Raw genomic sequence first — 22,724 nt, 5'->3', positions numbered from 1 at the left:
TCATGGCTGGATCGAAAACAGAAAGAGACGTCTTCGGAACGCTGCCGGACGGCCGCAAGGTGGACCGCATCGTGCTGCGCGGCGAGGGCGGGTTCGAAGCGCGCATCATCACCCACGGTGCAGTCTTGCAGGCCTTGATCGCGCCGGATGCGAAGGGTGGCCATGACGATGTCGTGCTCGGCCATGACGCGTTCGCCGGCTATCTCGCTGAACGGAAGTTCTTCGGTGCCACCGTCGGCCGCTACGCCAACCGTATCGCCAACGGACAATTTTCGCTCGACGGCGAGGCGGTGCAGCTTCCCGTCAACAACGGTCCGAATGCATTGCATGGCGGCCTTTACGGCTTCGATCGCAAGCTCTGGGACATTGCGGAGATCGACGTCGGCGCCGAGCCCGCGGTCACGCTGACCTATGTCAGCACGCACGGCGAAGAGAATTATCCCGGTCGTCTCGACGTTCGGCTGACCTATCGCGTCACCGGCCCGACCGAGTTGTCGCTTCTCATGGAGGCGCGGACCGACCGGCCGACCATCGTCAACCTGACCAACCACAGCTTCTTCAATCTGGAAGGCGCGACATCAGGCACGCCCATTCTCGATCACAAGCTGACGGTCGCCGCCGGGCATTTCCTCGCGATCGATCCCACGGCCATTCCATTGCCGGAGGCGCCGCGCAGCGTGGCCGGCACGCCGTTCGACTTCCGCGAGCCGCGGCCCGTCGGCGAGCGCATCCGCGAGAGCGACCAGCAATTGCGCAACGGCAGGGGCTACGATCACACCTACTGTCTCGCGCGTGACGGCAAGCTTGCGCTCGCGGCGCGGCTGGAGGCGCCGCGCTCGGGGCGCGTCATGGAGCTGTTCACCGATCAGCCCGGTCTGCAGGTTTATTCGGGTAATTATCTCGACGGCACGATCTCGGGCAAGGGCGGCAAGCTCTACCGTCAGTCGGACGCCATGTGCCTGGAGCCGCATATCTGGCCGGACGCACCGAACCGGCCGGATTTCCCGAGCCCGCGTCTTGCGCCTGGCGAGGTCTATCGCCATCACACTGTCTATCGCTTTGCAGTGAGGAGGCCATGATGGAACAGGTGCCAACCTCGGTTCTTTCGGACGATCCCTGCCATCTCGGCGAGGGGCCGACCTATGACGTCACGACCGACACGGCCTGGTGGTTCGATATCCGCGAGGGGCGACTGTTCGAGGCGCAGCTCGGCCGTGGCAGCATTCGCGTTCATGCGCTGGGCCGGATGGCGAGCGCACTTGGGCGGATCGATACCGAGCGGCAGTTGATCGTCGCGGAAGACGGCCTCTATATCCGCAAAATTGCCGACGGCGCGATGACGCTGCTCTGTCCGCTCGAAGCCGGCAATCCCGCGACCCGCTCCAACGACGCCCGCGTGCATCCCTCCGGCACGTTCTGGATCGGCACCATGGGCCGCAAGGCGGAAGCAGGGGCAGGCGCGATCTACGCGTTCCATCACGGCGAGATCTCGATGCTGTTTCCGCGCATCAGCATTCCCAATTCGATCTGTTTCTCGCCCGATGGCGCCACCGGCTACTTCGCCGACACCGCGCGCGCGGTGCTCTACGCGGTGCCGCTCAATCCCGTCACCGGCCTGCCGCGCGGCGAGCCGAAGGTGTTGCTGCGCCACACCGGCATCGGCGGCCTCGACGGTTCGGTGTGCGACGCCGACGGAAACATCTGGAACGCCTGTTGGGGCGCGAGCCGCATCGATGTCTACTCTCCGCAAGGCGAGCGGCTGCGTTCGCTGAGCGTGCCGGCAAAGCAGGCGAGCTGCCCCGCTTTCGTCGGCCCTGATCTGTCGCGTCTCCTCGTCACCTCGGCCTGGCAGGACATGGACGCGGCGGCGCGTGCCGCCGATCCGCAAGCAGGCCACACCTTTCTGTTGGAGGCATCCGCGCGCGGTCGCGCGGAGCCCGACGTCAAGCTCGCATAGGAGGCTCGAAGCCACACACGACCGACGTTCTCGACTCTACGAAGAAACAATCTGACACCCAAGGGAGTGAAACATGTTGAAACTGAAGACGACATTCCTCGCGTTGGCGCTGGCCGGCGCTGCGACAATGGCCGCGGGCGTCACCGCCTCAGCCCAGGACAAGGCAACTGTCGGCATCGCCATGCCGACCAAATCGTCGGCGCGCTGGATCGACGACGGCAACAACATGGTCAAGGTGCTGAAAGAGCGCGGCTACAACACCGACCTGCAATATGCCGAGGACGACATTCCGAACCAGCTTTCGCAGGTCGAGAACATGGTGACCAAGGGCGCGAAAGCGCTGGTGATCGCCGCGATCGACGGCACCACGCTGTCCGACGTGCTCAAGCAGGCCAAAGCAAAAGGCATCACCGTGATCGCCTATGACCGCCTGATCCGCGGTACGCCGAACGTCGACTATTACGCGACCTTCGACAATTTCCAGGTCGGCGTGCTCCAGGCCGACTCGATCGTGCAGGGTCTCGGCCTCAAGGAGGGCAAGGGTCCGTTCAACATCGAGCTGTTCGGCGGCTCGCCCGACGACAACAATGCCTACTTCTTCTACAACGGCGCGATGAGCGTGCTGAAGCCGTACATCGACAGCGGCAAGCTCGTCGTCGTCTCCGGCCAGATGGGCATGGACAAGGTCGCGACCTTGCGCTGGGACGGCGCCACCGCGCAGGCCCGCATGGACAATCTGCTCAGCGCCTACTACGGCAACAAGAAGGTCAACGCGGTGTTGTCGCCCTATGACGGCCTGTCGATCGGCATCATCTCCTCGCTGAAGGGCGTCGGTTATGGCAGCGCCGGCCAGCCGATGCCTGTCATCTCGGGCCAGGATGCCGAGGTGCCCTCGATCAAGGCGATGCTGCGCGGCGATCAGTATTCGACCATCTTCAAGGACACCCGCGATCTCGCCAAGGTGACCGCCGACATGGTCGACGCTGCGCTTGCCGGCAAGCAGGTCACCGTCAACGATACCAAGACCTACGAGAACGGCGCCAAGACCGTGCCGTCCTATCTGCTCAAGCCGGTCGTGGTCTACAAGGACAATTGGGAGAAGGTCCTGGTCGACAGCGGCTACTACAAGAAGGCGCAGTTCCAGTAGGAGTCTGTTTTGCTCAGTCATTCCGGGGGCGATGCGAAGCATCGAACCCGGAACCTCGAGGTTCCGGGTTCGCCCTTTTGGGGCGCCCCGGAACGACGGTGAATTTGCAGGGACGTGAAATCATGACCGCGATGCTGGAGATGCGCAACGTCAGCAAGAGCTTTTCCGGCGTGCAGGCGCTGCGCGATGTCAACTTCTCGGTGGAAGCCGGGCAGATCCACGCCCTCGTCGGCGAGAACGGTGCCGGCAAGTCGACGCTTATGAAGGTGCTCAGCGGCGTCTACCCGGCCGGCAGCTACGAGGGCACCATCATCTTTGATAGCGAAGAGCGCCGCTTCCGCGACATCAACGATTCCGAGGCGCTCGGCATCATCATCATCCATCAGGAGCTGGCGCTGATCCCGCTGATGTCGATTGCCGAAAATATCTTCCTGTCGCATCCGCCGTCCAAGCTCGGCGTCATCGATCGCGACGAGGTCTATCGGCGCACGCGGGACCTGCTGGCGCAGGTCGGCCTCAAGGAATCGCCGGATACGCTGATCACCGATCTCGGCGTCGGCAAGCAGCAGCTCGTCGAGATCGCCAAGGCGCTGTCCAAGCGGGTGCGGATGCTGATCCTGGACGAGCCGACCGCCAGCCTCAACGAGGCCGACAGTGCCGCGCTGCTCGAACGTCTCATGGCCTTCCGCGAGCAGGGCATCGGCTCGATCCTGATCTCGCACAAGCTGAACGAGGTTGCCCGCGTCGCCGACCACATCACGGTGCTGCGCGACGGCCGCACTGTTGACGGCATCGACTGCCGCGCCGAGCCGATCCAGGAAGACCGCATCATCCGCAGCATGGTCAACCGCGATCTCGCCCATCGCTTTCCGGAGCGCAGCGCAAAGATCGGCGAGCCCGTCCTCACCGTGGAGAACTGGTCGGTCTACCATCCCATCCATCCCGAGCGACAGGTGATCAAGAACGTCGATTTCAGCGTGAAACGCGGCGAGGTCGTCGGCATTGCCGGATTGATGGGCGCCGGCCGCACCGAATTCGCCATGAGCCTGTTCGGCCGGTCCTGGGGCACCACGATCAGCGGTCGCATCCGGCTCGAGGGCCACGAGATCGTGCTGCCGAACGTCGCGGCCGCGATCGACGCCGGCCTTGCCTATGTCACCGAGGACCGCAAGCAGCTCGGACTGATCCTCGCCGACGACGTCCGGAAGAACATCACGCTCGCAAGCCTCGACCAGGTCGCGCCGAACCGCGTGATCGACGACATCGCCGAGCTGAAGGTCGCCAGCGACTACCGCAACCGGATGCGCATCCGCTGCTCGGACGTCTATCAGGAGACCGGCCAGCTCTCCGGCGGCAACCAGCAGAAGGTCGTGCTGTCGAAATGGCTGATGACCGACCCCAAGGTCTTGATCCTGGACGAGCCGACAAGGGGCATCGACGTCGGTGCCAAATACGAGATCTACTGTATCATCAACGAGCTTGCAGAAGCCGGCCGCGGCGTGGTGGTGATCTCCTCGGAGATGCCCGAGCTGCTCGGTATCTGCGACCGCATCTGTGTCATGAACGACGGCGCCTTCGTCGGCGAGTTCCCCGGCACCGAAGCGACGCAGGAAAAGATCATGCGCGCCATCATGCGCAACGATAGAAATTATGGAAGCCGCGCCCTGGCGGGTGCCGAGATGGGAGGATCGCAGCCATGACCGACAAGACGGTTTCGCTGCCCGAGGAGCGCCGGCAGGGCAGCTTCATCAAAAACAATCTGCGCAACTACGGCATGCTGATGTCGCTGATCGCGATCATGCTGTTCTTCCAGGTCATGACCGGCGGCACGCTGCTGCAGCCGCTCAACCTGACCAATCTGGTGCTCCAGAACAGCTACATCGTCATCATGGCGCTGGGCATGCTGCTCGTCATCGTCACCGGCCATATCGACCTCTCAGTCGGCTCGGTCGCGGGCTTCGTCGGCGCAGTCGCCGCCGTGCTGATGGTGACATACAAGGTCGACTATACGCTCGCCTTCATCGCCTGCCTGCTGCTGGGCGCGGCAATCGGCGCCGCGCAGGGCTATTGGGTGGCCTATTTCAAGATACCGTCCTTCATCGTGACGCTGGCGGGCATGTTGGTGTTCAAGGGCCTCGCGCTCGCGGTGTTGCAGGGCCAGTCGCTCGGACCGTTCCCGGCGACCTTCCAGAAACTGTCCTCCGGCTTCATTCCCGAGCTCTTGCCGGAGGCCGGCACACTGCATCCGACATCCATGCTGATCGGTGCGGTGCTCGCGCTCGGCCTCGTCTACGCCAGCGCCAGGGGAAGGTCGCGCGAGCAGTTGCACGGCATCGAAGTCGAACCCTACGCGTTCTTCCTCGGCAAGAGCATCCTACTCGCCTGCGCCGTGCTCTATTTCACCTATCTGATTGCCTCGCATCGCGGCCTGCCCAACGTGCTGGTGATCATGGGGGCGTTGATCGCGCTCTACGGCTTCGTCACCCGCCGCACCGTGATCGGCCGGCAAATCTATGCGGTCGGCGGCAACGCCAAGGCCGCAAGCCTGTCGGGCATCAAGACGGAACGGTTGACCTTCCTCACCTTCGTTAACATGGGCGTGCTCGCCGCGCTCGCCGGCCTCGTCTTCGCCGCGCGCCTCAACACCGCAACGCCGAAGGCGGGTCTCGGCTTCGAGCTCGACGTCATCGCCGCCTGCTTCATTGGGGGCGCCTCGGCCTATGGCGGTGTCGGCCGCGTCGGCGGTGCCGTGGTCGGCGCCATGATCATGGGTGTGATGAACAACGGCATGTCCATCCTCGGCATCGGCATCGACTATCAGCAGGTCATCAAGGGTCTGGTCCTGCTCGGCGCGGTGTGCATCGACGTTTATAATCAGCGGAGATAGGGGGCAGCCGCCGACCACGATCGGCTTCGGTGAGCTATTGCCCAACAGTTGAGCATATGATCGAATGGCCGGATGGACCACGGCCAGTTCGATCTGATCATCTTCGATTGCGACGGCGTGCTCGTCGACAGTGAGTTGTTGAGCTGCCAGTGCCTATCCGACGAGCTATCCGTATCCGGGATATCCCTGACGCTTGCGCAGGCGCTCGATCTGTTTCTCGGCCGAAGCACGAGCGCGGTCACGCAGCATTATCTCGTGCTCGGCCAAACATTGCCGGTCGATTTTCCTCTGCGGCTGAAATCGCGCGTCCTGGCCGCCTTCGAGAAGGCGCTCCGTCCGGTTCTGGATGTCGAGACCGTCCTGTCCGGCCTGCGCATGCCATATTGCGTGGCCTCGTCCAGCGACATCGACCGCGTCGCGCTCTCCCTTGACGTCACCGGCCTGCGGGCGCATTTCGGCGACCGGATCTACACCGCGCAGATGGTCAGGCACGGCAAGCCGGCGCCCGATCTCTTTCTCCACGCGGCCGAGCAGATGGGCGCGCGACCTGCGCGCACGCTGGTGATCGAGGACAGTGCGAGCGGCGTGCAGGCGGGCAAGTCGGCCGGCATGACGGTCTGGGGATTTGCCGGCGGCAGCCATTATCGCGGACGCGACGGGCAGGCTATACTGTCGGGTGCGGGGGCCGACCGGGTCTTCGCGCGCATGCTCGATTTCTGGAAGGACGCCTGACGCCCGCCATGGCCGCCGAGAACGAAAAGTCCAGGCTCGATGACGCCGCGCGTGCCGGCTGGCTCTATTTCATTGCCGGTCACACCCAGGACGAGATCGCGAAGATGCTCCAGGTGTCGCGCGCGTCGGCGCAGCGGCTAGTGTCGCTGTGTCTGGCCGAACGGCTCATCACCTTCCGGCTCGAACATCCCATCGCCGCGTGCATGGAATTGGCGGCGCGTCTGAAGGAGCGTTTCGACCTTGCCCATTGCGAGGTGGTGCCGGCCGATCCCGCCGCGCCGCAGGCCACAGCCGGCATTGCCGAACGCTGCGCCAACCTGCTCGATTCCACCCTGCGTTCGGAGACCCCCGTCATCGTCGCGCTTGGAACGGGCCGAGCGGTGCGCGCCGCGGTCGAGCGCGTCACGCCGATCGACCGGCCCAATCACCAGATCGTCTCGCTGGTCGGCAATATCTCCGCCGACGGTTCGGCGAGCTTCTACGATACCGTCGGCCGGCTCGCCGACCGCACCGGCGCGCGGCACTATCCGATGCCGCTGCCGTTCCTGATGTCGTCCGAGGACGAGCGCAACAAGATGGTTCGGATCGAGCCGATCGCGAAGGTGAAGGCGGTCGCGGCGAAGGCGGATTTGCGCCTCGTCGGCATCGGCCAGATGGATCAGAAGGCGCAGGTCCATGTCGACGGCTTCGTCACCCGCGACGAGTTGTTCGAGATGATGCGGCAAGGGGCGATCGGCGAAATCACCGGCTGGGCCTATGATTCCAAGGGCCGCCTGCTGAAAGCCGGCACCAACAGGCGCCTGACCAGCATCCCGCCGGAGGTCCCGGCGAAGACCACGACGATCGGCGCTGCGGTCGGTGCGGCCAAGGTCGCGGCGATCGCGGCGGCGTTAAACGGACGGTTGATCAACGGGCTGATCACGGACGAGGCGACCGCAAGGGCGATTCTGGAGCGCTGAGGCGGGCTCGCTGTTTCTGCGTGGCGGCGAGGCGGGCGGTCTTTCCTCACACCACACTGTCATCGTCCGCAAAGGCGAACGATCCAGTACGCCGCGGCCAAGCTTGGGGCAAACCAACAGACGGCACGGAGTACTGGATGCCCCGCTTTCGCGGGGCATGACGGGGAGGCCGAGGCGAGAGCTGCCCTGCCGCATCGCAGCACTCATAAGTTGCGCGAACATCTTTGTGTCTGCTTGACAACGGCCTGCCCTCAGTCGAACATACGCCCAACGCGTGGGCATATGCTCAAAACGCGATCCTAGGGAGGTCTCCGTGAAACACGTCCTCGGCGCCGTTTGCGGCGCGTCTTGCCTGTTGCTGGCCGTCCCCGCGATGGCCGAAACGACCCTGACGATCGCCACCGTGAACAACGGCGACATGATCCGCATGCAGGGGCTGACCGCTGAATTCACCAAGAAGAACCCCGATATATCGGTCAAGTGGGTGACCCTCGAGGAGAACGTGCTGCGCCAGCGCGTCACCACCGACATCGCCACCAAGGGCGGCCAGTTCGACGTTCTCACCATCGGCACCTACGAGGTGCCGATCTGGGCCAAGAAGGGCTGGCTGGTGCCGCTCGCCAATCTCGGCGCCGACTACGACATCGCCGACCTCCTGCCCAAGATCAAGGATGCGGTCTCCGTCGACGGCAAGCTCTACGCCGCGCCGTTCTACGGCGAGAGCTCGATGGTGATGTACCGCACCGACCTGTTCGACAAGGCCAGCCTCAAGATGCCGGAAAGCCCGACCTGGGATTTCGTCGTCGACGCCGCCAAGAAGCTCACCGACAAGAGCGCCGGCGTCTACGGCATCTGCCTGCGCGGCAAGGCCGGCTGGGGCGAGAACATGGCGTTCCTCTCCGCCATGGCCAATTCCTACGGAGCGCGCTGGTTCGACGAGAAGTGGCAGCCGCAGTTCAACACGCCGGAATGGAAGGCGACGCTCACGACCTATGTCGACCTGATGAAGCAGGCCGGCCCTCCCGGCGCGAGCTCGAACGGCTTCAACGAGAACCTCGCACTGTTCAATGCCGGCAAGTGCGCAATGTGGATCGATGCCACCGTCGCGGCGTCCTTCGTCACCAACCCGAAGGACTCCAAGGTCGCCGACAAGGTCGGCTTTGCGATGGCGCCCAACACCGGCCTCGGCAAGAACGCCAATTGGCTGTGGGCCTGGAATCTCGCAATCCCCGCCGGCTCGAAGAAGGCGGAAGCCGCCGAGAAGTTCATCGCCTGGGCCACCAGCAAGGATTACACCAAGGTCGTGGCTGCGAAGGAGGGTTGGGCCAATGTGCCGCCGGGCACCCGAACCTCGCTCTATCAGAACCCTGAATATCTGAAGGTCGCCCCATTCGCCAAGCTGACGCTGGCCTCGATCGATGCCGCCGATCCGAACAAGCCTACGGTGAAGCCGGTGCCCTATGTCGGCGTGCAATATGCGGCGATCCCCGAATTCCAGGGCATCGGCACGCAGGTGGGCCAGCAATTCTCGGCCGCGCTTGCGGGATCGATGACGGTCGATGCCGCGCTCACCGCGGCGCAATCTTCAACCGAGCGCGAGATGAAGCGCGCGGGTTACATCAAGTGAGCTCGAGCTCTCCCTCCTGAGCTCAAACTTGCGGCCATCCACCGCTCCAGATGGATGGCCGCCTTCTTCCCGCAAGCGGAGAAGCCAACAATGGCAACCCGGCAGACGCAGCTTCTCGCACGGACGCTCCTGACGCCGGCGGTCGGGCTGCTGTTCATCTGGATGATCGTCCCGCTCGCGCTGACGATCTATTTCTCGACGCTGCATTACAGCCTGCTCGATCCCGGCTCCGAAACGTTCGTTGGGCTGGAAAATTTCCGCTACTTCCTCACCGATCCCGCGTTCCTCGCGTCGCTTCAGAACACGCTGGTGCTGGTCGGCTCGGTGCTGGCGCTGACCGTCCTGCTCGGAATTCCGCTGGCGCTGTTGCTCGACCAGCCCGTGATCGGCCTCAACATCGTGCGGCTGATGGTGATCGCCCCGTTCTTCGTCATGCCGACGGTGAGCGCGCTGGTCTGGAAGAACCTGTTGATGCATCCGGTATCCGGGCTGTTTGCCTGGATCGCGTCGGTGTTCGGGTTGACGCCGATCGACTGGTTTACCGACGCGCCGCTGCTGGCCGTAATTCTGATCGTGTCCTGGCAATGGCTGCCGTTCGCGACGCTGATTTTGCTCACCGCGATGCAATCGCTCGACGAGGAGCAGAAGGAAGCCGCTGAAATGGACGGTGCCAGCGCGGTCTCGACCTTCATCTACATCACGCTGCCGCACCTCGCGCGTCCCATCACGGTGGTGATCCTGATCGAGACGATCTTCCTGCTCACCGTCTTTGCCGAGATCTACGTTACCACGGGCGGCGGCCCGGGACTGTCGACCACCAACATCGCCTTCCTGATCTATTCGCAGGCACTGATTCAGTACGATGTCGGCACCGCCTCGGCGGGTGGCCTCGTCGCTGTCGCAATCGCCAACGTCGTAGCCTTCTTCCTGGTCCGCATCGTCGGCCGCAATCTGGAGGCATGAGACATGGCGCGGATGGCGACGACGCGGCGGGTGGTGATCTCGACGATCGGGGCGTGGTTCTTCGGCTTCCTGATCTTCTTCCCGATCCTCTGGATGGTATTGGCGAGCTTCAAGACCGAACTTGAGGCCTTCGCGATTCCGCCGTCGTTCCTGTTCTTCCACTGGACCACGGAGAACTACGCGACCGTGCAGGAGCGCAGCGACTATTTCCTCCACGCGATGAACTCGATCATCATCGCCGGCGGCTCGACCTTGATCGCACTGCTGATCGCGATCCCCGCCGCCTGGTCGATGGCGTTCTCGCCGACCAAGCGCACCAAGGACATCCTGCTCTGGATGCTCTCGACCAAGATGATGCCGCCGGTCGGCGTGCTGGTGCCGATCTACCTGATCTACAAGTCCTTCGGCCTGCTCGATTCCCGCATCGGTCTCGTCTTCATCCTGTGCCTCGGCAATTTGCCGATCGTGATCTGGATGCTCTTCACCTATTTCAAGGAGATCCCGCGCGACATCCTGGAAGCCGCGCGCATGGACGGCGCCACCATCGGCCGCGAGCTGGTCTATGTCCTGACGCCGATGGCGATCCCGGGGCTCGCATCGACCATGCTGCTGAACCTGATCTTGGCCTGGAACGAGGCGTTCTGGACGCTCAATCTGTCGACCTCGAACGCCGCGCCGCTCACCACGTTCATCGCGTCCTATTCGAGCCCGGAAGGGCTGTTCTGGGCAAAGCTGTCGGCGGCGTCGACGCTGGCGATCGCGCCCATTCTCGTCCTCGGTTGGTTCAGCCAGAAGCAGCTCGTCCGCGGGCTCACCTTTGGCGCGGTAAAGTAAGAAGGGCTGCCGGATCATGGGTCAGATCACACTTCAGGACGTGCAGAAATCCTTCGGCCCCGTGCACATCATCAAGGGCGCGGACCTCGAGATCGCCGATGGGTCGTTCGTGGTGTTCGTGGGGCCATCGGGCTGCGGCAAGACAACGCTCTTGCGGCTGATCGCGGGGCTCGAGGACGTCTCCGGCGGCAAGATCCTGATCGACGGCAAGAACGTGGTCGACACGCCACCGGCCAAACGCGGGCTTTCGATGGTGTTCCAGTCCTATGCGCTCTATCCGCATATGAGCGTGCGCGGCAATATCGGTTTCGGCCTGAAGATGGCGGGCCTTTCCAAGGACGAGACCAACCGCAAGGTCGAGGCTGCCGCCGCGACGCTGAACCTTACGCCTTATCTCGATCGCAAGCCGCGCGAGCTCTCCGGCGGCCAGCGCCAGCGCGTCGCGATCGGGCGTGCCATCGTCCGCGAGCCCAAGGCCTTTCTGTTCGACGAGCCACTCTCCAATCTCGACGCGGCGTTGCGCGTGCAAATGCGGATCGAGGTGACGCGGCTCCAGAAGCAGCTCGGCACCACCGCGATCTATGTCACCCACGACCAGGTTGAGGCCATGACCATGGCCGACAAGATCGTGGTACTCAACGGCGGCAAGATCGAGCAGTACGGCTCGCCGCTGGAGCTCTACGAGAAGCCGGCCAACCTCTTCGTCGCCGGCTTCATCGGCTCGCCGAAGATGAACTTCGTCACCGGCGAGCACGCGTTGCAGAAGGGCGCCGCCACGATCGGCGTACGGCCGGAGCATCTCAAGATCGAGCGTGACGGTGCCGGCGGCTGGCAGGGCACGATCGCAGTGGCCGAGCATCTCGGCAGCGACACATTCCTCTATGTCGATGCCGGACAGCTCGGCATGCTGACGGCGCGCTACATCGGCGAATTGAGCCTGCACGCCGGCGACCATGTATCGCTGGTGCCGGAGCCTGCGCGCATCCATCGCTTCGACGCAAGCGGCAACGCTATCAGGCGCTGACAAGAAACGGCAAGAAACGGCAAGAGGCGGAAAGAGCAACATGTACCTGGAAAAATTCAAGCTGAACGGCAAGACGGCGTTCATCACCGGCGGCGGGCAGGGCATCGGGCTTGCCTGCGCCGAAGCGCTGGCTGAAGCCGGCGCCAGGGTTGTCATCGGCGATCGTGACAGCAAGGTCGCCGACAGTGCGAAAGCCAGTCTGAAGGCAAAGGGCTTCGACGCCGAGACGGCGATCATGGACGTCACGGACACCAAGCGGGTGGCGGAGGTCGCGAGTGACCTCGTCGCACGTCACGGCAAGGTGGACATCCTGGTCAACAACGCCGGCATCGCCCGCAGCGAGACGCCCGCGGAGACCGTGACGGACGAGCACTGGCTCAACGTCATCGACGTCAATCTCAACGGCACTTTCTGGTGCTGCCGCGAGTTCGGCAAGCACATGCTCAACGCCAAGAGCGGCGCCATCGTCAATATCGGATCGATGTCGGGTTTCATCGTCAACAAGCCGCAGGAGCAGTGCTTCTACAATGCGTCCAAGGCCGGCGTGCACCATCTCACGAAATCGCTGGCTGCCGAATGGGGCGCGCGTGGCGTCCGCGTCAACGCGGTGGCGCCGACCTATATCGAGACGCCGCTCAACGCCTTCGTGAAGAGCAATCCGAGAATGTACGACGCCTGGATCGGTGGAACCCCGATGGCACGGATGGGGCAGGTCGATGAGATCGCCTCAGTCGTGCTGTTCCTTGCCTCGGAGGCCGCGAGCTTGATGACCGGCAGCATCGTGCTGGTAGATGGCGGCTACACTTGCTGGTAGGCTTGCGTCAAAACTGACGAGAGCTTCCGGGAGCGACAATGCCGCGAGCGTATATCGGCGTCGATGTAGGGACCACGAGCACGCGGGCAGGGGTGTTTGACGAGGCCGGCACCTTGCTGGCAATCGCACGGCATCCGATCAGGATATGGCACGAGGCCGGCGACATCGTCGAACAGTCGTCCCAGGATATCTGGGACGCTTGCACGGCATCGGTTCGCGCCGCGATGGCGGAAGCTGCCATCGCGCCCGACAGCATCGGCGGTATCGGTTTCGACGCCACCTGTTCTCTCGTGGTGCTCGATCGGCAAGGCGAGCCGCTCACCGTCAGCGCCTCCGGCGACAGGCAGCGCAACGTCATCGTCTGGATGGATCACCGCGCCACGGCCGAGGCGCGGCTGATCAACGAAACCGGTGATGCCGTGCTGCGCTATGTCGGCGGCTCGATCTCGCCCGAGATGGAGATGCCGAAGCTGCTGTGGTTGAAGCGGCACATGCGCGCGAGCTTCGACGCTGCAGGGCACTTCTTCGATCTGGCGGATTATCTGACCTGGCGCGCCACCGGCTCGTTGCAACGCTCGACCTGCACAGTCACCTGCAAATGGAACTATCTTGCCCACGATGGCGGCGGCTGGAGCGCGCCATTCTTCAAGCGCATTGGCCTGTCGGATTTCGTCAACGAGAAATACGCCCGGATCGGCACCGAGATCGTCGCCCCCGGTACGCGCCTGGGTGCAGGTCTCTCCCGCACTGCCGCGGCCGATCTCGGCCTGTCAGCGGGTACACCGGTCGGAGCGTCCCTGATCGATGCGCATGCCGGCGGCGTCGGCGCCATCGGCGGACGCGATGAATCGGACGGCGCGACAGATGTCTCCGATCGCCTTGCCTACATCATGGGAACGTCGGCCTGCATCATGGCGACGACCAGGGAGCCGTGCTTCGTGCCGGGTGTGTGGGGTCCTTATTACTCCGGCATGGTACCGGATTTCTGGCTCAACGAAGGCGGTCAGTCGGCTGCGGGCGCGGCGATCGATCATCTCCTCAAGTCGCATCCCGGCCACGCCGAAGCGAGCGCGGCTGCGCGCGTCGAGAGCCTCGACCTCATCGAGTTTCTCGAGCGCCGCATCATCGCGCGCGCAGGCGGCGCCAGCCGCGCCACATTGCTGGCCCGCGACGTCCACGTGCTTCCCGAGTTCATCGGCAACCGCTCGCCCTACGCCGACCCTGACACGCGCGCGGTGATCGCGGGCCTCGATCTCGACACCGACATCGCCTCGATGGAACGGCTGTTCGTCGCCGGTCTGTGCGGGCTCGCCTATGGGCTTGCCGAGGTGATCGAGGCCTTTGCCGCGCACGGCGTCCATGCCAGCATCATGATCATGGGCGGCGGCGCCAGCCGCAGTCCGCTGGTGCGGCAGATCATGGCCGATACCACTGGCCTCACCGTGGCGTTGCCGCAGACCAGCGAGCCGGTGCTGCTCGGCGCTGCGATGCTCGGAGCGGTCGCCGGCGGCGCCTGTGCCTCGATCGGGGAGACCATGGCAAGAATGTCGGCGCTGGGACGGAAGAGTGAGCCGACCACGCCCGACATCGCCTCCTTTCACGCTCGCAAGCGCGAGGTCTACAAGTTGCTGCGTGAGGTCGATCGTGGCAGTCGCGCCGCGATGCGAGTGGGAGTGTGAAACGGATGCTGATTTCCTGCGGCGATGCGCTGATCGATTTCGTCCCGACGCGAAACCCCGCCGGGCGCGAAGCGGTGATGCCGGCTGTCGGCGGCTCCTGCCTCAACGTCGCAATCGGCATGGCGCGGCTCGGCGCGCCGACCGGCTTTGTCGGCGGAATCTCGACGGACATGTTCGGGCGCATGATCGCCGACCACGCCGCAGCATCCAATGTCGAACTCGCCCTCGCCACAAGCAGCGATTACCAGACCACACTCGCCTTCGTTCGCATCGTCGCCGGCGAGTCGCATTACGCGTTCTACGATGCCGAGACCGCGACGCGGAACTGGACCTACCGGCGCGGCTCCATTCCGTTCGATAGGGTTGAAGCCCTCCATGTCGGCTCGACCACGCTCGTTAACGACCAGGGCGCGACCGAGACCAGGGCGCTTGTCGCGGACGCACGACCGTCCTCGGCCATCTCCTTTGATCCGAACTGCCGGCCCAACCTCGTGAAGGACAAGCCGGCTTATCTCGCGCGCATGACCGAGTTCGCGGCCAGCGCCGATCTCATCAAGATGTCAGACGTCGATTTTGCCTACATGTTCGGCGACGAGCCGTATCAACGGCGTGCGAGCGCGCTGCTCGCAGGGGGTGCGAGCCTCGTCGTCGTCACCCGCGGCAACAACGGCGCGATCGCGTGGCACGCGGGGGCAGGGCAGATCGAGGTCGCCGCGCCCAAGGTCGCGGTTGCCGACACCATCGGCGCGGGCGACAGTTTTCAAGCGGCGTTGTTGTTCGCCCTGCACAAGCAGGGACGTCTCGCCCGACAGCAACTGAAGGATATCGGCGCAGAAGAGCTTGACCGTGCACTGTCCTTTGCCGCCAATTGCGCCGGCCTGACCTGCACCCGCCCCGGTGCCGACCCGCCGTGGAGCCATGAGATCAACTGGAGCTGGTAGCTGGGGCATCAGGCCTCGCCCCACTTCCGAGTTGTCTCGGTGGACTGCGGCCATGCGCAAGCCGAAATGGACAGGATCGGTGCACGCTGGCAAGGTCTGCGCACCCTGACGCGAGCCGGTCCTTCCATGAACGACGATCTCTGTTTCCTGTCCGCCACCGAATTGCGCGCGCGCATCGACCGCAAGGAAGTCTCCCCCGTCGAACTCGTCGGCGCCGTGCTCGCGCGCGCCGAGGCGCTCCAGCCCCGGTTGAACTGCTTCATCACGTTGTGTGGCGACGAGGCGATGGCGCAGGCGCGCGAGGCGGAGCGCAAGGTGATGGCCGGCGAGCCGCTCGGCCTGCTGCACGGCATCCCCGTCACCGTCAAGGACATCGTCAACACCAGGGGCGTGAAGACCACTTTCGGCGCCATTCCCTACAAGGACAATGTTCCGACCGAGGATGCCGTCGCGGTTGCAAGGCTGCGCGCGCAGGGCGCGATCCTGATCGGCAAGACGACCACGCCCGAATTCGGCAGCAAGTGCCTGACCGACTCGCCGCTGTTCGGCCGAACCCGCAATGCGTGGAGCGCCGAGCGCTCGTCGGGCGGCTCCAGCGGCGGCGCGGCGGTGGCGGTGGCGAGCGGCATCGCGCCGCTTGCGATCGCGACCGATGGTGGCGGCTCGACGCGGATTCCCGCCGCCTGCAACGGCGTGGTCGGGCTGAAGCAGAGCAACGGCGTCATCCCGCATAGCCAGGCGCTGGACGTGTTCGGCAACCAGACCTATGTCACGCCGATGACGCGGACCGTCGCCGACACCGCGCTGATGATGCAGGCGATGGCCGGCGAGGATTCTTGCGATCCCTGGTCGATCGGCGTTCCCGTGCCCGACTTTATCGGCACGGCCGCCCCGCGCGGCGATCTGCGTGGGCAGAAGATCCTGTACTGCCTGTCGCCGCCCGGACGCCCCGTCTCTGCCGATGTCGAGGCCGGCTTCAAGGCGAGCCTCGATCGGCTCGCGGGCCTGGGTGGCGAGCTCGAGGAGTTTTCGGGCGAGGGGTTCGACATCGAGCCGATCTGGCGCGCCATCAATCACACGGTCTGGCGGACGCGCTTTGCAAAACTCGCGGCCGAGCATGGGGACGCGCTGAGCGAGGCCTTCCGGAAGCAGCTTGCGCTTGCCACCGACGTCAGCGGCGTGGCCTATCAGGAGGCGATGTTCGCGCGCACGGCGCTGTTCGGCCGGGTGCAATCCCTGCTTGCGCGCGGGCATCTGCTGGCGATGCCGACCATCACCCGCACCGCGCTGCCGATCGATCAGGACCTGTTCGGCACCATCGAGATCGACGGCAAGCACTTTGACAGCGTCCGGCCGCACTGGTTCCCCTGGACCATGCCGTTCAACATGACCGGACACCCCGCGATCAGTCTGCCCTGCGGCTTCGGCCGCGATGGCCTACCGATCGGATTGCAACTCGTGGGCCGCTTCCGCGCCGATGCGGACTTGCTGCGCGTGAGCGCGCAGTTCGAGGCCTCGCAAAGCCTTCTGTCCCGCTGGCCCGATTGAGCAGATGGCGATGCAGCAAAGCACTTGCCTCCGGCGCTCGGACATGTTGATCGTGCCGCGGATGCCCCATGAATCCGAGCGCGCATGAGCGTATTTGTCCTCCGACGTGTCCTGACCTTGCTGGCGACGCTGGTCGGCGCGTCCGTGATCATTTTCCTGGTGCTGGATGCGCTTCCGGGCAACGCCGCGCAGATGCTGATGGGCGCCGATGCCTCGGCCGACGCGGTGCGCGCGCTCACCGTCAAACTCGGGCTCGACCAGCCGCTGGCGGTTCGCTATTTGCAATGGATCAAGGGGCTGCTCGTCGGCGATCTCGGCAACTCCTATGTCTACGGCACGCCGGTTGCCGCCTTGATTGCGGAGCGGTTGGTGCTGACCATTCCGCTCGCGATGATGTCGATGCTGATCACGGTGACGCTGGCGCTCTCGGCCGGCATCTACACCGCCGCCAACCACAACAAGCTCGGCGACGTCGGCGTGATGTCGCTGACGCAAGTGGGCATCGCGCTGCCGAATTTCTGGTTCGCGATCCTGCTGGTGCTGTTGTTCTCGGTGCGGCTGCAATGGCTCTCCGCGGGCGGTTTTCCCGGCTGGGAGGACGGCATCTGGCTCGGGATCAAGTCGCTGCTGCTGCCGGCGGTCTCGCTCGCGGTGGTGCAGGCCGCGATCCTGGCACGCGTCACGCGCTCGGCCGTGCTGGAAGTGCTGCGCGAAGACTTCGTCCGCACGGCGCGCGCAAAAGGGCTCGGCAAGCGCGAGGTGCTGTGGAGTCACGTGCTGCGCAACGCCATGATCCCCGTGATGACGGTGATGGGCCTGCAATTCGCCAATCTGCTCGCCGGCACCATCGTGATCGAGAACGTGTTCTATCTGCCGGGCCTCGGCCGCCTGATCTTCCAGTCGATCGCCAACCGCGACCTCATCGTGGTGCGCAACTGCGTGATGCTGCTCGCGACCATGGTGGTCATCGTCAATTTCGTGGTCGATGTGCTCTATGCCTTCGTCGATCCCCGCATCAAGGTCCACGATCTGTGAGCGTGCCGCTGTCCACCCTCGTCGACGCGCCGGCCTTGGCGCGTCCTCTGCCGGCCCGGACCTTCTGGCGCCGCGCGCTGCGTCATCGCAGCTTCGTGCTCGGCGGCGCGCTGAGCCTGCTGGTGCTCGCCTCGGCGCTGCTGTCGCTGGTGTGGACGCCCTGGTCGGCCTACGAGATCGACATCGCCTCAAAGCTCCGGCCGCCCTCGGCCGCGCACTGGCTCGGCACCGACGTCTTCGGCCGCGACATCGTCTCGCTGCTGCTCGCCGGCGCCCGCTCCACCATCATGGTCGGTATCATCGCGGTGAGCATCGGTCTCACCTTCGGCGTCTGTCTAGGCCTGATCGCGTCGGCCAGGCGCGGCTGGACCGAAGAGATCATCATGCGATTCTCCGATTTCACCTTTGCCTTTCCGGCCGTGCTCTCCGCGATCATGCTCGCCGCGGTCGTGGGGCCGGGCATGGTGACCTCGATCGTCGCCATCGGCATCTTCCAGATCCCGACGCTGATCCGGCTGACGCGCGGCTCGGCCAACGCGATCTGGGCACGCGAATTCGTGCTGGCCGCGCGCGCGGCGGGGAAGGGCAAATTTCGCATCACCATCGAGCACGTGCTGCCCAACATCCTGTCGATCCTGATCGTGCAGGCGACGATCCAGTTTGCGCTCGCAATCCTTGCGGAGGCCGCGCTGTCCTATCTCGGTCTTGGCACGCAGCCGCCGCAGCCGTCGTGGGGGCGGATGCTGAACGACGCGCAGACGCTGCTGTTCCAGTCGCCGATGCTCGCGGTCTATCCGGGCGCTGCGATTGCAATCGCGGTGCTCGGCCTCAATCTGCTCGGCGACGGATTGCGCGATCTGCTCGATCCCCGACTGGCGCGGGAGCGATGAGAATGGGCGAGCGCCCGACCATGCCGTTGATCGAGGTTGCCAATCTCGGCGTGCGCCTCAACACCAGCCGCGGGCCGGCGCAGGCCGTGCGCGGCGTCAGCTTTGCCCTGAAGCGTGGCGAGACGCTCGGGCTCGTCGGCGAATCCGGCTGCGGCAAGTCGGTGACGGCATTGTCGCTGATGGGGCTGCTGCCGGACAGCGCGGTCGTCACCGGCAGCATCAAGCTGGATGGCGGCGAACTCGCCGGATTGTCGGACGCGGAATATTGTCGCTTGCGCGGCAACCGCATCAGCATGATCTTCCAGGAGCCGATGACCGCGCTCAACCCGATGCACACGATCGGCCATCAGGTCGCCGAGCCGCTGCGGCGTCACAGGAAATACTCCGCCTCGCAGGCGCGGCGAGAAACGATCGCCTTGCTCGACCGCGTCGGGCTGCCTGATCCGGCCAGGCGCGTCGACGCCTATCCGCACCAGTTTTCCGGCGGCCAGCGTCAGCGCGTCACGATTGCGATGGCGCTCGCCTGCGAGCCGGACCTTCTGATCGCGGACGAGCCGACCACGGCGCTCGACGTCACCATTCAGGGCCAGATCCTCGACCTCGTCGCCGATCTGGTCGAAGAGCGCGGCATGTCGATGATCCTGATCTCGCACGATCTCGGCGTCATCGCCGAGAACGTGCAACGCATGATGGTGATGTACGGCGGCACGATCATCGAGAGCGGACCGACCAACGAGGTGTTCCGCCGGATGGGACACCCCTACACGCAGGGCCTGTTCCGCGCCCGACCGAAGCTCGGCGCACGCAAGGGGACGCGGCTGACGACGATCTCGGGCACGGTGCCGGAGCTCGCCGATCTGCCGTCCGGTTGCACCTTCGCCGACCGGTGTCCGCTCGTGATCGAGCAGTGCCGGGCCGCACTTCCACTGATGGTGGACGTCGGACCCGGCCACTTCGTGCGCTGCATCCGGACCGACGTGTCCATGGCCGCGAATGTCGGAGCGTTGCCCACATGAGCACGGCACCTCTTCTCGACGTGAAGGAGCTCGAGCAGCGCTACACGCTGCCGCGCGAAAGCGTGTTCCGCCCGCCGGGGCAGGTGCGCGCGCTCAACGGTGTCAGCGTGCGGGTCGATGCCGGCAAGAGCCTCGGCATCGTCGGTGAATCCGGCTCCGGCAAGTCGACCTTCGCGCGGGTGGTGATGGCGCTGGAGCGGCCGACAGCGGGCCAGGTTGCGCTGCTCGGCCGCGACCTCAACCGCATCTCCGCGGACGAACTGCGCCGCGCCCGCCGCGATTTCCAGATGGTGTTCCAGGATCCCTACGGATCGCTCGACCCGCGCCAGACCATCGCGCGCATCGTGGCCGAGCCGCTCACTGTGCTTGATGGCGCCGACCGCACCACCTTCCGCGACCGCGTCGCCGCGGTGCTGCGTCAGGTCGGCTTGCGCGATGCGGACATGGAGAAATATCCGCACGAATTCTCCGGCGGCCAGCGCCAGCGCATCGCCATTGCGCGCGCGCTGATCACCCAACCGAAGCTGATCGTTGCCGACGAGCCGGTCTCCGCGCTCGACGTCTCCGTGCAGGCACAGGTGCTCAACCTGATGCAGGATCTCCAGGAGCAGTTCGGCCTGAGTTACGTCCTGATCAGCCACGACCTCGCCGTCGTCGACTATCTCTGCGACGAGGTCGCGGTGATGTATCTCGGCCGCATCGTCGAGCAGGGCCGGCCAGAGGATTTGTTCGAGCGCTGCGCCCATCCCTATACGCGAGCGCTGCTGGAGGCCGTGCCGCGAGTGCGCGCCGGCGGCGGCCGGCGCCGGCGCGGGGCCCAGGCGATCGCCTCGCAATCGGGGGCCGCGACCGGGTGTCCCTATGCCGCACGATGCGCGCTCGCCGACCAGCATTGCCGCGAGGTTCTGCCTGAGCTACGCAAGGTGGGCGAGACGCATCTGGCTGCCTGCCACAAGGCGGAAGCCGTGATGGCGTTGCCGCAATTGCCCGTGGAAGGTTAGCGTCCGCGGCGGGATTGGCGTAGGTTTGAGACAAGACAAGGCCGGGGAGTTACGCATGTTCAGGAAACTATCGATCGTCGCATTCGCCGCCGTGCTTGCCGCGGCGCCGTTGCCGGTGCTGGCGCAGAGCAAGAAGGACAGCGTCGTCATGGCGATGGCGCTGGAGCCGCCGGGGCTCGATCCCACCAACGCCGCCGCCGCCGCGATCGCCGAGGTCACGCTCTACAACATCTATGAGACCCTGACCAAGATCAACGAGGACGGCACCACGTCGCCCCTGCTGGCGGAGAGCTGGACCGCATCGCCCGATCTGAAAACCTATACGTTCAAGCTGCGCAAGGGCGTCAAGTTCCACAATGGCGAGCCGTTCGATTCCGCCGCCGTGAAGTTCTCGTTCGAGCGCAACGCTGTCGCCACCAGCACCAACAAGGACAAGAGCCTGTTCCAGGCCTTCGAGAAGGTCGACGCGCCCGACGCTGACACGGTCGTGATCACCTTGAAAAATTCCGAGCCGAACCTGCCGTTCCTGCTGGGGCAGGCGAGCGGCTCGATCGTCGAGCCGAAGAGCGCTGCCACCAATATCACGCAGCCGGTCGGGACCGGGCCCTATCAGCTGGGCGCCTGGGCCAAGGGCTCCTCGATGACCCTGACCAAATGGGCCGACTATCGCAACGCCGCCGCGATCAAGCTCTCGAAGGTGACGATCCGCTTCATCTCCGATCCGTCCGCGCAGACGGCGGCGCTGCTGTCGGGCGACGTCGACGCGTTTCCGCGCGTGTCGGCCCAGCGCACCATCGCCCAATTCAAGGCCGATCCGCGCTTCAACGTTATGGTCGGCGGCTCCAGAGCGAAGACCATCGTCGGCATCAACCATCGCAAGAAGCCGCTCGACGATGTCCGCGTGCGCCGTGCGATCCTCGCCGCGATCGATCGCAAGGCGATGATCGACGGCGCGGTCGATGGTTTCGGCACGCCGATCGGCAGCTTCTACGTCCCGACCGCGCTCGGCTACGTCGACACCACAGGCATCAACCCCTACGATCCCGAGAAGGCCAAGAAGCTCCTCGCCGAGGCCGGCATCACCACGCCGCTCGAGCTCTCGCTGAAGCTGCCGCCGCCGTCCTACGCGCGGCAGGGCGGCGAGATCCTCGCGGCCCAGCTCGCCAAGGTCGGCATCATCGCCAAGATCGAGAACGTCGAATGGGCGCAATGGCTGTCGCAGGTGTTCGCCGGCAATGGTCCGCACAATTTCGACCTCACCATCGTCAGCCATGTCGAGCCGTTCGATCTCGTCAAGATCACCGAGCCGGACTACTATCTCGGCTACAACAACGACGCCTTCAACGCGCTCTACAAGCAGATCGTGTCGACGCCGGATGAAGCTGCCCGGGTCAAGCTTCTCGGCGACGCCCAGCGCATGCTAGCCACTGACGCGGTCTCGGGCTATTTGTACCAGCCGCAGCTGATCACCATCACCAACAAGAAGCTGAAGGGCGTCTGGAAGGACGTGCCCCAGTACGAGAACGATTTCTCGACGTGGGCGTGGGAGTAAGGGCGCAGGTCGATTGCGTGATGTCGGTGACGATCTCTCCCAACGGAAGAGATCGTCACGACCCCGGTCCAAACAAAAACCTGAAAAACAACCCCATGCACAGTAGCCGGGGATAGTG

20 protein-coding genes are annotated in these 22,724 nt (G+C 64.8%); all 20 read left to right on the top strand.

Annotated features, from left to right (window positions below):
- Positions 1-2 precede the first annotated feature (2 nt).
- Positions 3-1,079 (top strand): aldose epimerase family protein, encoded by a 1,077-nt coding sequence (locus tag C7G41_RS09685; RefSeq protein ID WP_106942361.1) that lies wholly within the window; start codon positions 3-5, stop codon positions 1,077-1,079.
- On the top strand, positions 1,079-1,957 hold the full coding sequence (locus C7G41_RS09680; protein WP_199198282.1) for an SMP-30/gluconolactonase/LRE family protein: 879 nt from the start codon (positions 1,079-1,081) through the stop codon (positions 1,955-1,957). Before C7G41_RS09685 ends, C7G41_RS09680 begins: the two co-directional genes overlap by 1 nt.
- Before the next feature lie 73 nt (positions 1,958-2,030).
- On the top strand, positions 2,031-3,104 hold the full coding sequence (gene chvE / locus C7G41_RS09675) for a multiple monosaccharide ABC transporter substrate-binding protein (RefSeq protein ID WP_106942359.1): 1,074 nt from the start codon (positions 2,031-2,033) through the stop codon (positions 3,102-3,104).
- Between the two features lie 122 nt (positions 3,105-3,226).
- Complete coding sequence (gene mmsA / locus C7G41_RS09670) at positions 3,227-4,804, top strand: multiple monosaccharide ABC transporter ATP-binding protein (RefSeq protein WP_106942358.1); 1,578 nt, start codon at positions 3,227-3,229, stop codon at positions 4,802-4,804.
- Positions 4,801-5,991, top strand: coding sequence for a multiple monosaccharide ABC transporter permease (gene mmsB / locus C7G41_RS09665; protein ID WP_106942357.1), 1,191 nt, complete (start codon positions 4,801-4,803; stop codon positions 5,989-5,991). The genes mmsA and mmsB overlap by 4 nt, the downstream gene beginning before the upstream one ends.
- A 72-nt stretch (positions 5,992-6,063) precedes the next feature.
- Positions 6,064-6,723, top strand: a complete 660-nt coding sequence (locus C7G41_RS09660; RefSeq protein ID WP_106942356.1) for an HAD family hydrolase — start codon at positions 6,064-6,066, stop codon at positions 6,721-6,723.
- 8 nt (positions 6,724-6,731) lie between these two features.
- A complete protein-coding gene (locus C7G41_RS09655) occupies positions 6,732-7,682 on the top strand; it encodes a sugar-binding transcriptional regulator (RefSeq protein WP_106942355.1) in 951 nt (316 codons plus the stop codon).
- A gap of 313 nt (positions 7,683-7,995) precedes the next feature.
- Entirely contained in the window at positions 7,996-9,309 is a 1,314-nt protein-coding gene (locus tag C7G41_RS09650) for a sugar ABC transporter substrate-binding protein (RefSeq protein ID WP_106942354.1), read from the top strand.
- Positions 9,310-9,399: 90 nt separating this feature from the next.
- Positions 9,400-10,272, top strand: coding sequence for a carbohydrate ABC transporter permease (locus C7G41_RS09645; protein WP_199198281.1), 873 nt, complete (start codon positions 9,400-9,402; stop codon positions 10,270-10,272).
- Between the two features lie 3 nt (positions 10,273-10,275).
- Positions 10,276-11,106 (top strand): carbohydrate ABC transporter permease, encoded by an 831-nt coding sequence (locus C7G41_RS09640; protein WP_106942352.1) that lies wholly within the window; start codon positions 10,276-10,278, stop codon positions 11,104-11,106.
- Between the two features lie 16 nt (positions 11,107-11,122).
- Positions 11,123-12,130: an ABC transporter ATP-binding protein gene (locus C7G41_RS09635; RefSeq protein ID WP_106942351.1), complete on the top strand. Its 1,008-nt coding sequence runs from the start codon at positions 11,123-11,125 to the stop codon at positions 12,128-12,130.
- Positions 12,131-12,170: 40 nt separating this feature from the next.
- Positions 12,171-12,944: an SDR family NAD(P)-dependent oxidoreductase gene (locus C7G41_RS09630; protein ID WP_106942350.1), complete on the top strand. Its 774-nt coding sequence runs from the start codon at positions 12,171-12,173 to the stop codon at positions 12,942-12,944.
- 38 nt (positions 12,945-12,982) lie between these two features.
- On the top strand, positions 12,983-14,623 hold the full coding sequence (locus C7G41_RS09625) for an FGGY-family carbohydrate kinase (RefSeq protein WP_106942349.1): 1,641 nt from the start codon (positions 12,983-12,985) through the stop codon (positions 14,621-14,623).
- A 5-nt stretch (positions 14,624-14,628) separates the two neighbouring features.
- Positions 14,629-15,564: a carbohydrate kinase gene (locus C7G41_RS09620; protein WP_106942348.1), complete on the top strand. Its 936-nt coding sequence runs from the start codon at positions 14,629-14,631 to the stop codon at positions 15,562-15,564.
- A gap of 126 nt (positions 15,565-15,690) precedes the next feature.
- A complete protein-coding gene (locus C7G41_RS09615; protein ID WP_199198280.1) occupies positions 15,691-17,112 on the top strand; it encodes an amidase in 1,422 nt (473 codons plus the stop codon).
- Positions 17,113-17,196: 84 nt separating this feature from the next.
- Positions 17,197-18,147, top strand: coding sequence for an ABC transporter permease (locus tag C7G41_RS09610; RefSeq protein ID WP_106942347.1), 951 nt, complete (start codon positions 17,197-17,199; stop codon positions 18,145-18,147).
- Positions 18,144-19,037, top strand: a complete 894-nt coding sequence (locus tag C7G41_RS09605) for an ABC transporter permease (RefSeq protein WP_106942346.1) — start codon at positions 18,144-18,146, stop codon at positions 19,035-19,037. Before C7G41_RS09610 ends, C7G41_RS09605 begins: the two co-directional genes overlap by 4 nt.
- Positions 19,038-19,039: 2 nt before the next feature.
- Positions 19,040-20,053 carry an ABC transporter ATP-binding protein gene (locus C7G41_RS09600; RefSeq protein ID WP_199198279.1) on the top strand — a complete coding sequence of 338 codons (1,014 nt, stop codon included), beginning with the start codon at positions 19,040-19,042 and terminating at the stop codon, positions 20,051-20,053.
- The gene (locus tag C7G41_RS09595) at positions 20,050-21,054 is read left to right on the top strand and encodes an ABC transporter ATP-binding protein (protein WP_106942344.1); all 1,005 of its coding nucleotides are present in this window, start codon (positions 20,050-20,052) and stop codon (positions 21,052-21,054) included. The genes C7G41_RS09600 and C7G41_RS09595 overlap by 4 nt, the downstream gene beginning before the upstream one ends.
- 55 nt (positions 21,055-21,109) lie before the next feature.
- Complete coding sequence (locus tag C7G41_RS09590; RefSeq protein ID WP_106942343.1) at positions 21,110-22,606, top strand: ABC transporter substrate-binding protein; 1,497 nt, start codon at positions 21,110-21,112, stop codon at positions 22,604-22,606.
- The last annotated feature ends 118 nt before the right edge of the window (positions 22,607-22,724 follow it).

The sequence above is a fragment of the Bradyrhizobium sp. MOS002 genome (genome assembly GCF_003020115.1).
GTDB lineage: Bacteria > Pseudomonadota > Alphaproteobacteria > Rhizobiales > Xanthobacteraceae > Bradyrhizobium.
This window is presented reverse-complemented; position numbering and strand designations above follow the sequence as displayed.

Bases quoted from the DNA above. Each gene is read 5' to 3' on its own strand.
- C7G41_RS09635 (WP_106942351.1), top strand. From the start codon at position 11,123: ATGGGTCAGATCACACTTCAGGACGTGCAGAAATCCTTCGGCCCCGTG.
- mmsA (WP_106942358.1), top strand. From the start codon at position 3,227: ATGACCGCGATGCTGGAGATGCGCAACGTCAGCAAGAGCTTTTCCGGC.
- C7G41_RS09660 (WP_106942356.1), top strand. From the start codon at position 6,064: ATGGACCACGGCCAGTTCGATCTGATCATCTTCGATTGCGACGGCGTG.
- C7G41_RS09655 (WP_106942355.1), top strand. From the start codon at position 6,732: ATGGCCGCCGAGAACGAAAAGTCCAGGCTCGATGACGCCGCGCGTGCC.
- mmsB (WP_106942357.1), top strand. From the start codon at position 4,801: ATGACCGACAAGACGGTTTCGCTGCCCGAGGAGCGCCGGCAGGGCAGC.
- C7G41_RS09600 (WP_199198279.1), top strand. From the start codon at position 19,040: ATGGGCGAGCGCCCGACCATGCCGTTGATCGAGGTTGCCAATCTCGGC.
- C7G41_RS09680 (WP_199198282.1), top strand. From the start codon at position 1,079: ATGGAACAGGTGCCAACCTCGGTTCTTTCGGACGATCCCTGCCATCTC.
- C7G41_RS09590 (WP_106942343.1), top strand. From the start codon at position 21,110: ATGTTCAGGAAACTATCGATCGTCGCATTCGCCGCCGTGCTTGCCGCG.
- C7G41_RS09630 (WP_106942350.1), top strand. From the start codon at position 12,171: ATGTACCTGGAAAAATTCAAGCTGAACGGCAAGACGGCGTTCATCACC.
- C7G41_RS09610 (WP_106942347.1), top strand. From the start codon at position 17,197: ATGAGCGTATTTGTCCTCCGACGTGTCCTGACCTTGCTGGCGACGCTG.
- C7G41_RS09645 (WP_199198281.1), top strand. From the start codon at position 9,400: ATGGCAACCCGGCAGACGCAGCTTCTCGCACGGACGCTCCTGACGCCG.
- C7G41_RS09595 (WP_106942344.1), top strand. From the start codon at position 20,050: ATGAGCACGGCACCTCTTCTCGACGTGAAGGAGCTCGAGCAGCGCTAC.
- C7G41_RS09615 (WP_199198280.1), top strand. From the start codon at position 15,691: ATGAACGACGATCTCTGTTTCCTGTCCGCCACCGAATTGCGCGCGCGC.
- C7G41_RS09625 (WP_106942349.1), top strand. From the start codon at position 12,983: ATGCCGCGAGCGTATATCGGCGTCGATGTAGGGACCACGAGCACGCGG.
- C7G41_RS09640 (WP_106942352.1), top strand. From the start codon at position 10,276: ATGGCGCGGATGGCGACGACGCGGCGGGTGGTGATCTCGACGATCGGG.
- C7G41_RS09685 (WP_106942361.1), top strand. From the start codon at position 3: ATGGCTGGATCGAAAACAGAAAGAGACGTCTTCGGAACGCTGCCGGAC.
- chvE (WP_106942359.1), top strand. From the start codon at position 2,031: ATGTTGAAACTGAAGACGACATTCCTCGCGTTGGCGCTGGCCGGCGCT.
- C7G41_RS09620 (WP_106942348.1), top strand. From the start codon at position 14,629: ATGCTGATTTCCTGCGGCGATGCGCTGATCGATTTCGTCCCGACGCGA.